9 protein-coding genes are annotated in these 13,972 nt (G+C 53.0%); 5 read left to right on the forward strand and 4 right to left on the reverse strand.

Annotated features, from left to right (window positions below):
• Positions 1-201 precede the first annotated feature (201 nt).
• The 3 genes from BWR59_RS02725 to BWR59_RS02735 all read right to left on the reverse strand — a co-directional run bounded on the left by BWR59_RS02725 (position 202) and on the right by BWR59_RS02735 (position 2,823).
• Positions 202-1,371, reverse strand: coding sequence for a zinc-dependent alcohol dehydrogenase (locus tag BWR59_RS02725; protein ID WP_081564114.1), 1,170 nt, complete (start codon positions 1,369-1,371; stop codon positions 202-204).
• Positions 1,371-2,165, reverse strand: a complete 795-nt coding sequence (locus BWR59_RS02730) for an SRPBCC family protein (protein WP_230981944.1) — start codon at positions 2,163-2,165, stop codon at positions 1,371-1,373. The genes BWR59_RS02725 and BWR59_RS02730 overlap by 1 nt, the downstream gene beginning before the upstream one ends.
• A 148-nt stretch (positions 2,166-2,313) precedes the next feature.
• Complete coding sequence (locus BWR59_RS02735; protein ID WP_081564116.1) at positions 2,314-2,823, reverse strand: DUF892 family protein; 510 nt, start codon at positions 2,821-2,823, stop codon at positions 2,314-2,316.
• Positions 2,824-3,634: 811 nt separating this feature from the next.
• Here BWR59_RS02735 and BWR59_RS02740 point away from each other — a divergent pair.
• Together BWR59_RS02740 and BWR59_RS02745 are read left to right on the forward strand one after the other, a co-directional pair.
• Positions 3,635-7,783, forward strand: coding sequence for a CheR family methyltransferase (locus tag BWR59_RS02740; RefSeq protein WP_081564117.1), 4,149 nt, complete (start codon positions 3,635-3,637; stop codon positions 7,781-7,783).
• 184 nt (positions 7,784-7,967) lie between these two features.
• Positions 7,968-8,150: a hypothetical protein gene (locus BWR59_RS02745; protein WP_081564118.1), complete on the forward strand. Its 183-nt coding sequence runs from the start codon at positions 7,968-7,970 to the stop codon at positions 8,148-8,150.
• Between the two features lie 340 nt (positions 8,151-8,490).
• Here the strand turns inward: BWR59_RS02745 and BWR59_RS02750 are convergent, their stop codons facing one another.
• Entirely contained in the window at positions 8,491-8,946 is a 456-nt protein-coding gene (locus BWR59_RS02750; RefSeq protein ID WP_081564119.1) for an anti-virulence regulator CigR family protein, read from the reverse strand.
• Between the two features lie 968 nt (positions 8,947-9,914).
• Here BWR59_RS02750 and BWR59_RS02755 point away from each other — a divergent pair.
• The 3 genes from BWR59_RS02755 (at position 9,915) to BWR59_RS32740 (ending at position 13,732) form a co-directional block, all read left to right on the forward strand.
• Positions 9,915-11,756 carry a Mu transposase C-terminal domain-containing protein gene (locus BWR59_RS02755; protein ID WP_081564120.1) on the forward strand — a complete coding sequence of 614 codons (1,842 nt, stop codon included), beginning with the start codon at positions 9,915-9,917 and terminating at the stop codon, positions 11,754-11,756.
• Positions 11,757-11,808: 52 nt separating this feature from the next.
• Positions 11,809-12,675 (forward strand): TniB family NTP-binding protein, encoded by an 867-nt coding sequence (locus BWR59_RS02760; RefSeq protein WP_081564121.1) that lies wholly within the window; start codon positions 11,809-11,811, stop codon positions 12,673-12,675.
• A 496-nt stretch (positions 12,676-13,171) separates the two neighbouring features.
• Positions 13,172-13,732, forward strand: a complete 561-nt coding sequence (locus BWR59_RS32740; protein WP_230981945.1) for a hypothetical protein — start codon at positions 13,172-13,174, stop codon at positions 13,730-13,732.
• The last annotated feature ends 240 nt before the right edge of the window (positions 13,733-13,972 follow it).

Genomic DNA, 13,972 nt, shown 5'->3' on the forward strand with positions numbered 1-13,972 from the left:
CGCTGCGGCAAACGTTCCGCCGATTTTGCAGTGAATCGACCATAGGTTTGGCCACAGAACAGTGCTCCCGGTTGCTCATCGACTGTCGACGATAGAGTCCCTTGGAGCGCGGAAGGCTGATTTGCGGGGGCGTCTGCTGGCGTGGAGATCGAAGCAGGGGAGGCGCCCGGTACGTAACGACGCGTACCGGGCAGCTTGACGTTACGGCTTGAACACGGCGCGCAGGCAGTGCTCCGATTTCTCCTTGAACATCCTGTAGCCTTGCGGCGAATCCTCAAGGCTCATGGGATGAGTGAGCAGATAGGAGGGATCGAGTTCGCCATTCTGGATGTGTTCGAACAGGGTGTTGGCATACCGCTGCCCAGGCTGCTGTCCGGATTTAAGGGTCAGTGCCTTATTGACGATCGCACCCATCGGGAACTTGTCCAGCAGCCCGCCATAAACCCCAACCACAGACACCGTCCCGCCTTTGCGGCAGGCGCGTATGGCTTGCCTCAGGACAGTCCCGCGTTCGGTATGCAGGCGCAGCATCTGCTTGGCTTTGTCGTAGGCGTAATCAATTTCAGTGCCATGCGCTTCCATGCCGACGCAGTCAATGCATCTATCCGGGCCGCGCCCACCGGTCAGCTCCAGCAACGCCTCGTGCACGTTGGCCTCTTCATAATTGATGGTGATTGCCTTGCCGCGCTCCCGTGCGAGCCTGAGACGGTCGGGATAGCGGTCGATGGCAATCACACGCTCGGCGCCTAGAAGATATGCGCTGCAGATCGCCATTTGGCCAACGCCACCGCACCCCCAGACCGCGACCGTGTCTCCTGGTTGAATATCGGCATTGTCAGCGGCGAAGTAGCCGGTTGGCGCAGCGTCCGAGACGAAGACAGCCTGTTCGTCGCTGACGCCTTCGGGCACTTTGAAAAGATTGACGTCGGCATAAGGGACCCTGATGTAAGTCGCATGGCTACCAGGGTATCCGCCGAACGCGTGGCTGTAGCCAATGATGCCGCAGCACGGTTGGCCATAAGCGAGATCGGTAGCCGTGGGGTTGGGATTGGAGTTGTCACAGCAGGAAAAATCGTCGCGCTGGCAGTGCTCACAATGCCCGCAACCGATGATGGAAATGGTGATGACTTTATCGCCCTTCGCCAGGCCGCTCACGCCAGGGCCGACGTCGACAACCTCGCCCATGAATTCGTGACCGATGATGTCGCCAGGTTTCATGGCCGGAACGTATCCGCCCAACAGGTGCAGATCGGAGCCACATACGGACGACAGCGTGACGCGAATGATAGCGTCTCGTGGATTGAGTATTGACGGGTCCGGGACATTATCGACCTGAAGATGATTGGGGCCTTGCCAGGTAAGTGCACGCATCACACCACCCCCCGCTCAACAGACACGCCTGTCTTTACCGTTGAAGACTGATTGGCGGGCGCATCGCTTTCAGTTCGCACATCGTGGGTTTGAGCGTGCAGGTAAAAGAAGTCCTGGTCGTCATCTGGATGCAACCGATTGGTGGCCACCTCACCTGTTTCCAGTTTCTGTTTGACCGCCTGCAATGCATTGAGCAAGGCCTTGTCCGAGAACACACTGATCGCGCGCGCCAGGCCGTAGCCGATTTTGCCAAGAGACGGCTTGCAAACGACGACGGCTTTGACCTGCGTGCCGCGCCCGGCCGGTGCCTCGCTCATTTGCACCGAAACATCGTGCTGCCAGCGTGATTGATCGGGGGTGCGCCAGTGCAGTATGTTTTCGTCCTGCGACTGGACACGTATCAGCGTCCAGTGCAACGTGCGCCCGGCAGGCGCGCGCACCGTCCAGCACGTTGTATCACTACCCATGTCTTTCACACTGTCCACCCAGCGCAGCAGCGGCCCGATATTCTGAGGTTCGGCAATAAAGGATCTAACGTCCTCCAGTGGCCGATTGATGGTGACGCTGCGCGTTATCGTCTCGCTGATCGGCCAGTCATGTTCTGCACTGAAACGCTCTTCGAAGGGCGTTGGCGAAAGGGCACGTTTCAACGCGCATTGCCCCGTGGTTCCGCGGAACAGGCCATAAGCGCCTATCACGGCTTGCAAGGCGCCCGTGATGCCTCCGCGACGCAGGCCATTGAGGATCAACACCGCCGCGGCGGTCAGCGAGACGCCGCGCTCGAGCGGGGTCATGGCCGCCGACGCGTTGCGCCCGCGACCTTTGTGTAGTGCGATCAAAGGTTGTTCAGACATTTTAAAACTCCTTGATTCCCTGCGTAGCGCTGAAGGCGCGGGCGGCACGTGGGCCAATCTGAAAGCGCCTTTTCTCTCTACGCGTACGTTATCGTTTGGCCTGCACGTCAGGATTTGCCGAGCGCTGCAGGAATGCGGCGGTTATTTGTGGCAAATGTTCTTTCAACCAGTCGGCCATTGCGATCTCCTGGGGCAGGATCTGTTCGCAGACCTGTTGTGTTTCACTGTCTCCGGCAAGACGCGCGGTTTCGGTCAGCACGGTGTACATTGCGATTTCCACGTTTTCGAAGACGTAACCGCTCATGGCACCTTTCACGACTTCATCGCTCATGGTCATGCCGCCCACCGCCTGACCGAACGCCATAAGCTTGCCGCCAATGTCCTTTAGCGTGGACGGGCTGCTGCCGAGCCGGCTGATGCAGGTCTCGAGCAGCTTTTGCTGCCCGAGCGTTTCTTCAAGATGTTGTTCAATACGGCGCTTGAGATCAGGATAATTTTCAAGACGCTCGGCTTGTGCCTTGAGCATGTTTTCCGCCTGCTGTTCCATCGCATGTGCGTCACGCAGCCAGTCGAGCAGATTTTCCTGGACCGTTGCCATGGCAAGACCCTCTGTCAGTGAATGTTTTCGATAGAAAAAGCCTCACCGCTTGAGGTTCCACTTCGAAAAGATCTGGTCGGATGAACGGCGAACCGATTCTGCAAAGCGGATTGATTGAAACCAGCACACTGCAAACAAAAAAGCCCGCCTTGATGAATCAAGGCGGGCAATGCTGACTACCGGAACCGAAGAGTCAAATCCCTTCGTGATCCAAGATAATCCGTGCATGAAATTCTTCCAGCGGGTTCTGGACGCAAGCGCTTGATGCAACTCATTGCCTGATCGCTTGATGGCGGTTAACTGCCGTTCGTTGGATGCTTGTTGGCGATTGATCCGGCAATCTTCCGTTCGTCGCGAGGCACTGCCCCTCTGAACAACCCACTTCAACGGGCTTTCGTTGTATTGCCGTTTCGTTAGTTGCGAGTACGTTCATAGGCATGAACCGCTCAACAGTGTTGCGCAAGAAGAGATGAGGTCCATCCACGGCATACCCCAACCAACGAGGTGCTGGCGCTTGGTCTGGCTGCGAGAAATCCCCAGGTACAAACCATTCATTCGACTCTGTAAGCCAGACAAGCGCGCTGACTACCATGAGCGCCCGAACGACGTGTGCAGGCATGTGAAGAAGCCTCGTTCAACAAGTTGTTGCCGTTGCTATTCAAACGAGTGGGGGCGGCCAGACGGCATACGGCCAAATCGTCAACGTTCGGCCTAGACGCGGTCCGGTATTCCTACCACTATGTCCATTCAAAAGAATTATCTGGTATTCCTTCGCAAGCCAGCCGAGGGGATTTATCGTAAGGACGCACCGATGTCTCATACCTCCGCCCCCCAGCCCCGCCCGTCAAAAGCCGCGAGTAAGGAACCAAGCCATTTGTCGTTCCCCGTGGTGGGCATAGGCGCTTCGGCTGGCGGCCTGGATGCCGTCAAACGCTTTTTTGAACACATGCCGAGCGACAACGGCATGGCATTCGTAGTGATTTTTCATCTGTCCCCGGATCATCAGAGCAGTGCCGGAAAGTTGATTGCGCAAACCACCAAGATGGCGGTCACCCAAGTAACCTCAGCAACCGCCATCGAGAAAAACCACGTCTATGTGATTTCCCCGGCTCAGTACCTGTCCATGAACGATGGTTATCTGCGGGTACTGCCCCAAGGGCCGCGTCGGGGAGGCCATGTGACCATCGATCATTTTTTTCGCGACCTGGCGGATGTGCACAAAGAAAAGGCGTTTTGTCTTGTGTTGTCCGGAACCGGGGCCGATGGAGCCGTCGGACTATCCCGAATCAAGGAACAAGGCGGCGTGACGCTGGTTCAGTCTCCGGCCGATGCCGAGTATGAGGGTATGCCTCAGGCCGCAATCAAGACGCAGATGGTTGACTTCGTACTCCCGGCGGTGGAGCTGCCACAGAAGCTCCTCGAACTGTGGGAAAACGCTCGGCACATTCAGATACCTGCTTCAAACGATCTGGGAGCCTATGCGGTGACGCAGAACGATGAGCGCTCTATCGCCATGGTCGAGCAAGTGGTACACGATATCCTCGTCAAACTGCGCAACGGAACCGGGCACGATTTCAAACATTACAAGCGAGCAACCGTTCTGCGCCGGATTGAAAGACGCATGCAGGTCACCGCTCAGTCGGACTTGATGGGGTATTACAATTACCTCAATGAACATCCCTCCGAGACCAAAGCATTGCTGGACGACATGCTGATTGGCGTCACCAATTTCTTTAGAGACCGTGAATCCTTCGACGCCCTTGAAAGAGACGTCGCGCCGCAGTTGTTCTCGCGTTACGCAGACGGGGCAGTCGGCGGGCAAGATTTGAGAATATGGTCTGCGGGCACGTCGACGGGAGAGGAGGCTTATTCCCTGGTCATGCTGATGGCTGATTACAAGGAAAGCATAAGTTCTGATATCGGGATTCAGGTGTTTGCCAGCGATATCGATGACCGCGCAGTGTCGGCGGGCCGCGCAGGTCTGTACTCTCAAGCGATCGTGACGGACGTGTCGCCAACGCGGTTACGACAATATTTCATCAAGGAAGATGATCGTTACCGTGTCCGTAAAGAAGTGCGCGATTGCGTCCTGTTCGCCAAGCACAGCTTATTGACGGACCCCCCGTTCTCGCAGATTGATTTGATCGTTTGCCGTAACTTGCTGATCTACCTCGACCGCGAGGTGCAGCGAGAAATACTGCAAATGTTCCATTTTGCGTTGAACCCGGGTGGCTTCCTGTTTCTCGGGAGTTCGGAATCCGCAGATCTTTGTCATGAGCTGTTCATCGTCGTCGATAAGAAAAACAGAATATTCCGAGCGCGAACAGGCGTGGTGCCAACCCATCGAATGCCCACGCTGCCTCGTGGCGGCTATACCAAGGTCTCGACTGCAGCCCGACCGCCCTTCATAGAGCCGGCACAAAAACCGGCAGTGGCGTCGATACACCAACGTGCGCTGCAACAGTTTCTGGTCACGCCCAGTATTCTCGTGAGCACGGCTGCTGACATCCTGCATATCAGCGATGGCGCTGGCCGGTACCTGCATCATGTCACCGGCGAGGTCACGCGCAATCTGCTATCGCTGATCATTCCGGAATTAAGACTGGAAATCAGGACGGCAGTGTTTCAGGCCCAGCAAATTTCACAGTCGGTCAAAACCCGCCCGGTCACGTTTAGTCGGGACGGTCGTCATTTCCAGGTGGCAGTGACGGCCTATCCGTTCACGGACGAGCAAAGTGACACGGAGTGCATCCTGATTGTCTTCGCAGAGGACGAGATTGACGCGAAGAATATAAGCGCCAATCCCAAGACCCAATCTGAAAATCAAATGCTTTCCAATCTGGAGCGCGAATTGCAACGTACCAAAATACAGTTGCAAGACACCATAGAACATTCGGAAATCTCCAGTGAAGAGCTCAAGGCGTCCAACGAAGAGATGCAGGCCGTCAACGAGGAGCTTCGATCCGCCACCGAGGAGCTTGAGACCAGTAAAGAAGAGTTGCAGTCCATTAATGAAGAGCTGTTGACCGTCAATTATGAATTGAAGAACAAGGTGGAAGAAACGGACCAGGTCAACGACTACCTCCGCAACCTGATTTCATCGACGGACATTGCCACTGTCTTCGTTGACAGAAACTGTTGCATCAAGTGGTTCACGCCGCGCGCCACCGATATTTTCAGCATGCTCACCGTCGATACCGGACGCCCCCTGATGGACATCACCCATCGCCTGGATTACGACGGGATGATGGATGACGCGCTGAAAGTCTTCGAAACGCTGGCCGTCATTGAGCGTGAGATACAGGGAAAAAATGGTCGTTGGTATATCGCACGCCTGCTCCCTTACCGCTCAGGGTCTGACCAGATCGACGGTATTGTTTTGACATTCATCGATATCACCAGCCGGCGTGAAGCGGAAGAAGAGCTGAGGCTTGGGGAGGAGCGGTTCCGGCTGGTTGCTGAGAATACCCGCGATTACGCCATCATCGTAATTGATGAGCACCAGAATATTTCAAGCTGGAACAGCGGCGCAGAGTTGGTATTCGGTTATTCCAAGGCTGAGGCACTCAGCCAGCCTTTTTCATTTATTTTTACCGATGAAGACAAGCGCGCGGGTATCCCGGAACAGGAACTCAGCGTCGCTCAAGAGCAGGGGCGAAGTGAAGATGAACGCTGGCATGTCCGTAAGGACGGCAGCCGCTTTTACTGCAGTGGTGAAGTGACGCTGCTCAAAGGGGAAGGATTTCAAGGCTTCGTCAAGATCGCGAGGGATTTGACCCAACATATGCTTCTGCAAGAAGAGCAACTGCAGTCGCTGAGGGACACCCGGCAGACGAGCCAGATGAAGGACGAGTTTTTTGCCGTCATGTCTCATGAGCTCAAGCACCCTCTGAATCTCATTCAGCTCAACGCGCACCTCCTGCGTCGCTTGCCGGTCGTCAAGGGCGAGGCGGCTGCGTTGAAAGCAGTGACATCCATTAACGACGCGGTCAACAGCCAGGCGCGCATCATTGACGATTTGATGGACGTGGCACGCATTCGCACCGGCAAACTCAAGCTTGAAACAAAGGTATTGGATTTTCTCGCGTTGCTCAAAGAGATCCAGGATGTGGTCGAGCACAGCGATCACCAGCGCCACATTACGTTCAAGATGCCTGCCGACGATCAGGGGATTTTCATCGAGGCAGATGCAACTCGTATGGAGCAGATCGTCTGGAACCTGATCAATAACGCGATCAAATTTACCCCGGTGGGTGGATCAGTGACGGTGACTGTCGGCGCTGCCGAAGGGTTGGCAAGATTAGAAGTCAGTGATACGGGACCTGGTATTGCCAAGTCCGAGCTTGAACATATTTTCCAGATGTTCGGACAAGCAAATCATCGTCCGAGCAGGGGACACAAGAGAGGGCTGGGAATCGGATTATCTCTGGTCAAGCAGCTCGTAGAGGAGCATGACGGATCGATCAACGCCTATTCCGAGGGGATGGGTAAAGGCGCGATGTTTAGGGTCGAATTTCCGCTTACCTGTTCTCAGGTCACCTCAGACGCGGCAACAGCAGCGGATGACAAAGGGCTGCTTGTCGGTGTGAGCATACTGCTGGTGGACGATTCTCCTGATGTTCTTGAAACGATGACACTTCTACTTCAAATGGAGCACGCAGAAGTCGTCGCCATCTCGGATGCAAGGCAGGCGCTGGAGGTTGCAAAGCGGCAAACATTTGATGTCGTGGTGTCGGATGTCAACATGCCCGGCATGGACGGGCACCAATTCATCAAGTTGCTCAGGGAGATTGATCCCTACGGTCAGACGCCCTGCGTGGCGCTGACAGGCTATGGTGCGGATCAGGTCAGCGCTGGGAGGAATGCCCGTGGCTTCGATCAATCCGTTGGAAAACCTGTGGACTATGACGGTTTTGTCGATTTGCTCTGTCGCTTGGCATCTAAGCAGTCCGGGACGTAGGGAGCACAAGCCAACACGGAATCTCCAGCACCGCCACCGCGTTGTTTGAGATGAGCAGGTGGCATTCAATCCTCGTTTGCTGGTCGAAACGGCCAGCGCGGTTCATGGGCGAAAGACTGAACGCTGCTTGGAGAGGGCTCTCTAACACTCAAGTGTTTAAACCGTTACCACCCAGGAGCTCACCATGACCAAGCCATTACCGGTGACCGGAACGTCGCCGTCGAAAGCTGACACCAAAGACGCGCCTGTCGTCGTTGACGGACAAGAAGTCGGATTGACCGATGATCAGCGGGTGCGACGTGAAGAAGACGCTCCAGGCACAGGCGCACGCGTGCAGCCGGGCCCGGCCGATGAAGAGCGATCCTGAACTCGTACAGAAATCAAGCGCAGGCGTGCAAAGGCCGATACGTACCGGACCAAGCGCCGTTCAAATGCTTGCAATAGGGGAAGTAAATGAACGATTTCAAAGAGCAGCCACAACCCCAACAAAACCCTCATTCGACCGATCCCATTGAGCCTGGACGATCTGATGTGATGCCGGTCCGCAAACCTGTCGAAAAAAGCCCCCGGGGGCGGGGCCTCACCCCTCCTGATTACGATGAGTATGGAAGCGAACCAGAGCAGGAGGAGGGGGGGCAGGGAACACCGTAAGCTTGAGATATTCGGCGTCTTTGACGGCTCGCATTGGATAATCTTCACGGCCGTTGTCAGTCGAAAGCACCGTTCAACACCTCGTAGATGAGGCCGGTTGCCAATGCAACCAGGATCAAGTCAGTGCCAGCCTGCTGCCACTCGTATCCATCGTAGCGAGGCAGTTGGCCGAGTAATCGACCGTCTAGCTTTTTCGCGATGCCCGGTGGAAGAGGTTTGCCTCTAGCGAGGTTCTTCTGAATACCTGGAGGCAGAGCAGGGCCGGGCGCCCAGTAATCTCTTGCTCCACCCACGATCCCCAGAACACTCCCTCGATTGACGCTGGGGCCTTGGCCCCAACCATCATTACCGGTATTTTTGCCTTTGTTGCCCTGATTTCCCTGTTTGCCATTGCCTTGGCTGTGTCCTTTGCCTTGACCATTACCGTTGCCAGGATCAGCCAGCACTATTGCTGGGCTGCTCAGCAACGCCAGACATACGGTAACTGCAGTCAGTGAGCGAGAAATGCACATTAGTCTTACCTTATGGAGGGGGGCAACTCTGAAGCTTAGCTTTATTCATATGGCAGGCAAACACGCAGAGTTCGCCGGTGCGCTCAACGCTCAACGCTGAGCGCAAGGCCGCGATTTTGGTTAGTGATGTCCCGCGGTGCAATATCCGGGTCTGGGGATTATCGGATATTACATTTATCCTTCCTGGATGCTCATCTGAACAAATATGGTATTTGGTGGGTTCAGGCTTTCATCGGTGTTTGTTCCATTTTCTTGCACGCAGGGTCGAGCACTTCATTCATTGATCTTTGCGCTTTTTGGCGCTTCCCAGTCAGCCTTGCTAGCGGCTGTATCCCAAGTCAGTCGATATCTGGTCAGTCAACGTCCGTTTTGCCGCTCTGGTAATGAATCATTCCTGGTGCGGCATCTTCAGCGATGGCGTTTGAGAAAGTTAATCTATTGATGGATCCGTTGACGAATTTGCCTGCAGCATCGGCGACGACATTCAATTAGCCACGTCAGATCCAGTTGGTGTTGGCACGCGCAGCCTGGTGAGTGAGAACCCACGTGAACTGAGCGTGAGGTGTGGCGAATCCTGACGAACATTGCGCACGAGTGACTATGACTGGCGTCATCGACTGAGTTGACCCCAGTGGTAATCGTGGCTTGGTACCCAGCGACAAATGCGCAGAAGGTTGAGAGCGATATGGACGGTTAGAAAGCAAAGGATCGATGCACGCGTGGTCGAAGCCAAAATCAGAGTCATGGGCGTCAGAATTGAATCTGGAGCCAAGGGAGCTTGAGTTGACCAGGAACGCAGCCTGCAATCCAAGAGGTGTCGAGATTTATGATTGCTGCGACTCTTTTAACCTACTGAAAAGCCTAGATAAAAACAAAGTGGATTGATTTTACCAACCCCTGGCTGGAGATTTTCGCAGATTTTGCTACGGTGAATAGTCATATTCGCATCAATATTTGCGAGGGCGCCAATGAGATCGATTGATTTGAAGCCAGGCATATGGGTGATGGCGGGAGCGAGGAGGCTCGAGCTGCTTTCGTCGAAGAGCGCCTCGCTATTGATGGCCAGGGATATAGCTACCGGAGAAGTCATTTCGATTAGGGCAGGTGAGATCGATTTCGAAATAGACCGGCGCATGGCAGAACCCGAGCCCGATTATAAGGCGTCGCGGAAGAACACATCACTAGACGGCGTCAACCAGTCAGAGATCGACCTTGCAGTCCGTCGTTATGATGTACTGTCGCCTCTGATTGATAAAAAGCTCACGAAGCAAGAAGTCCAGACAGCAGCTGAGCGATTAGGAGTAAGTAAGTCACAGATATACAGGCTGATTGCACAGCTTGATCCTGAATCAGGATTTGTGAGCTTAATTCCCCAGAAAAGAGGCAGGTTGAAGGGCGAACACATAATTGCCGCAAGTGCGGAAGACGTAATAAGCGAAATCATACGTACCAAGTACAGAGGCAAAGGCGCCACCATTCAATCAGTGATACTTGAGGTGCGTGAGCGTTGCAGCGAACTTGCCATTCCGGTGCCTAGTGATAGCACGATTTCAAACAGAATTAAAAGTCATGATCCAAAAATTCTTGTACAGCAAACTGAGGGCGCGGAAGCGGCTTCGCAGCTATATGATGTCCGCGGAGGCAAAATTCTTCTGTCGGCTCCGCTTCAGCTTGTCCAGATCGATCATGCTCTGGTGGACTGCATAATCGTAGACAGTGATAAGCGTTTACCGCTATGTCGGCCCTGGGCAACATTAGCGATTGACGTATTCACGCGATCAATGGTCGGGATGCACCTGTCCCTGGCCTATCCATCATCAATGTCAGTGGCTCTATGTATTTCAAATGGGTTATTGCCAAAAGATTGGTGGTTAAATAGATATGGTCTGGAGATGATAGAGTATCCCTTCTACGGCGTTCCGAAAAGAATTCATGTCGACAACGCCAAAGAATTTCGGTCGCAAAATCTTCAAAACAGTTGCCGGTTGTACAACACCAGTCTGACTTACAGGCCCCGCGGAAAACCATATAATGGAGCTCATATAGAACGATTGATTGGTACGTTCATGAGAAAAGTCCATATGCTCCCCGGAGCAACAATGTCTTCAGTAGAAGACCGAAAAAACTATGATAGCGAAAAGCATGCAGCTCTGACATTTCCTGAATTCCGTGAGTGGTTTATTCGGGAAGCTGAAATCTACCACAAGAAAGAGCATTCTGAATTGGGCTGTTCGCCATTGTTTAAATGGGAAAAGCACTATACTGATTCTCACGGAGTTGTTTCTCACCCGCCCATCGTGGAGGATAGGCTTAGGCTGCTGATCGATTTCATGCCGTTCAAACGCAGGGTGATAGGGAGGCGTGGTATCAGGCTTAATAACCTTGACTACTATTCAGCCGCATTGAAACGACTGAATATTAGAACTCGGTGCAAGGTGCGTTTTGATCCTGAGTCCATGAGCAAAATCTGGATATTACCAGATGGTGAAATTAATTACATCGAGCTAGGCTATGCAGACGTGCGCCTTCCGGATATTTCATTGGCTGAATTCAGGCACGCTCGAAAACAGCTCTCATTTGAAAGCAGTAGGCGGGTCACGCCAGAGCAGGTTTTTGCGTTAATCAAACGAAACGAAGCGTTGGTACAGAGCTCGATAAAGCAGACAAAGTTAGCTCGGAAGCATCACGAGCGTAATAAAATGCGACGCACAGATAGAGGGCATCCTTTAAATGGAATCAAAGGAGACGACAAAAAAATGGTGTCGGTTGATTACAGTCGCAAGCCCAGGCCTTTTATCGTCGAGGAGTAATTGCTAATGGTGGTGTGCCGTGGCTAGAAAATCTACTCAAGACTTGGAGCATATGCTCCCTGCACGAAGGCACATTGCCCAGCAAAGTGACAAATTAAGATTCGACTGCATTTGGAGAGACTGCTGGGTAAACCATCCTAGCGTAGACTCAATCCGATCTGCTGTTAGAGCTGTCTATGCAATGCCCCCAATTTCAAGAGCTCAGTGTATCGTAGTGTCGGGGGTCACTGGGATGGGCAAGACCAGCCTCTTTGAAAAAATTGAGTCTGACCTTAGCTCCCTTCGCAAGCGCCACCCTGAGTCTCGGGGTTACGTATCATTCCCATTGGCGCCTGACCCTACCTTAAAGTCTTTCGAGCAGGCAATGGGGGAAGCGCTCGGGGTTCCTATTGGTAGTATTCAAAATGGACTCATTCCTCGTTCGTTCAGTCGGTTGATGCACTTGCGAACCATGAGAATAATCATGATTGATGAAATTCATGATTTGCTCAATGCTAATAAAATAGAGCAGCGTAAGTTTCTATCGTTCTGCAGAGCCATGACTGGCCCGCCTTTATCATTGTCAATCGTCGCCTTTGGAACCCAAGAGGCTAAACACGCGCTAGTGAGCGACGAACAGCTGAACAGCCGCTTTGAGTCTTATGACTTGAAACCGTGGCAGGAAAACGAAGATTTCAGATCCTTTCTAGCTGCGTACGAAAGCTATTTACCGTTGAAGAAGCCGTCGGAACTCTGGCAACAGGAGAAAGTTAAATTTCTGCTCGGTGCCACGGCGGGCGTGACCGATGGGATTGTAAAGAGAATTAAGCGCGCCGCCGTATGGTCAATTATGAGCGGCAAGGAATCGATTGATCTAGAGAGCTTACAAAAAGCTGCTCACATCCCTCCGTTTTATGATTGGAAAGCTGATGAGAAGTAGGAGCATTTTCTATGGCTTAATTAAGCCGCTGCCAAACGAATCATTTTCGTCTTGGCTAATCCGGGGAGAGCAGAGTCGAAATAAATTACCTTTCATTCGTGCTCGTGAGCAGATGCTGCATTATGAAGCGTTTGATGCCTGCCAAGTGATACCTCCTCTTTACCTCGATACTGTTTCGAGGTCTCTGGGCTCCTCGCCGGAACTATTGGCGCGCACGTTTCAGCGCTCCGGTAACTGGCTGCTTCTGCCGCCCAAGCAACGAAATATGATGTGTGAGCACTGTTTAATCGAGGACTTTAGAATGAATCGGCAGCCAACCCTAAGAGGCGAATGGGCTCATCTATGGTTTAATGTATGCCCCGAACATGGTTGGGTACTGCATGAGACGCACAGTACTGATCCGGCAGAAAGTCTATCCAAAACGCTAGGTGACCCGCTATTGGACTTGGGGTTCATCCCAGTTTGGCGAAAGCAAACGGCTTACATGGTGTGGCAAATGACCAAGCTCGGAACGCCTGCATACAAAATGCTGAACTTAATGGCGTGTGATTTTCAACGATGGTATCTTAACGCGGTACGTTCTAATCGCTTCGTCATAGGGGGCGAAACAATCGATGCAACTCCTGAGCAGTTTGAAGCTTTCATGGATGACCTTTTGGCAGTGATTGGGAAAAAGCGACGCTACCCGTATGATGAGCGCTCTTATATTGCACGATTGCTTGACATAAAGTCTTGGTCAAGTTTTAGCGCTGACGATTCACCATCTGCTGGATATGAAAACCTGTTGTGTTTTGATCCTAGAGAACATCCACCGCCGGTGCGGATGGCCATGTTTGCATTGCTCGGTCTTCTCCTGAAACTACCTAAATGTTTACATGTCTGGAGAGTGAACACTCGGAGTAAGGTTGACGGAGAGGGTATTGAGAGGTTTTGGTGGGGAATGCACAGTGATTTGGGCCGAAATAAAGCTTTTTATGACTGGTTACAAGTCCGATCAGCTGCGTGGGCCCCGGCGATTCAAAAAGTCTTTGGGTATTTGTTAGCGTATCGATATTGAACCGACCCGCGCCCATCACGGGGAGGGCGTATTTGATATTTTTCTCCAAGTTTTACGAATGGCAGTTGGAGATCACCGGGACGAGTTAGGCTTATGGATCGCTGGTCAACACGGGTTTATTGAGGCCTACATGAGGTAAAATCGCTTGAGCTCCATCGTCAATGAGTCAGCCGCTTTGAGAGCTCCCTAGTACGAGCGCGAATCTTAAGCCGGGCGATCCTCCGCAGGACCGCCCTCCGA

The sequence above is a fragment of the Pseudomonas sp. Bc-h genome, assembly GCF_002080045.1.
Taxonomy (GTDB): Bacteria; Pseudomonadota; Gammaproteobacteria; order Pseudomonadales; family Pseudomonadaceae; genus Aquipseudomonas.

What these genes read in the sequence shown, in the direction of transcription:
- BWR59_RS02745 (WP_081564118.1), top strand. Translation starts at nt 7,968, where the DNA reads ATGACCAAGCCATTACCGGTGACCGGAACGTCGCCGTCGAAAGCTGAC.
- BWR59_RS02735 (WP_081564116.1), bottom strand. Translation starts at nt 2,823, where the DNA reads ATGGCAACGGTCCAGGAAAATCTGCTCGACTGGCTGCGTGACGCACAT.
- BWR59_RS02730 (WP_230981944.1), bottom strand. Translation starts at nt 2,165, where the DNA reads ATGACCCCGCTCGAGCGCGGCGTCTCGCTGACCGCCGCGGCGGTGTTG.
- BWR59_RS32740 (WP_230981945.1), top strand. Translation starts at nt 13,172, where the DNA reads ATGACCAAGCTCGGAACGCCTGCATACAAAATGCTGAACTTAATGGCG.
- BWR59_RS02760 (WP_081564121.1), top strand. Translation starts at nt 11,809, where the DNA reads ATGCTCCCTGCACGAAGGCACATTGCCCAGCAAAGTGACAAATTAAGA.
- BWR59_RS02750 (WP_081564119.1), bottom strand. Translation starts at nt 8,946, where the DNA reads ATGTGCATTTCTCGCTCACTGACTGCAGTTACCGTATGTCTGGCGTTG.
- BWR59_RS02725 (WP_081564114.1), bottom strand. Translation starts at nt 1,371, where the DNA reads ATGCGTGCACTTACCTGGCAAGGCCCCAATCATCTTCAGGTCGATAAT.
- BWR59_RS02755 (WP_081564120.1), top strand. Translation starts at nt 9,915, where the DNA reads ATGAGATCGATTGATTTGAAGCCAGGCATATGGGTGATGGCGGGAGCG.
- BWR59_RS02740 (WP_081564117.1), top strand. Translation starts at nt 3,635, where the DNA reads ATGTCTCATACCTCCGCCCCCCAGCCCCGCCCGTCAAAAGCCGCGAGT.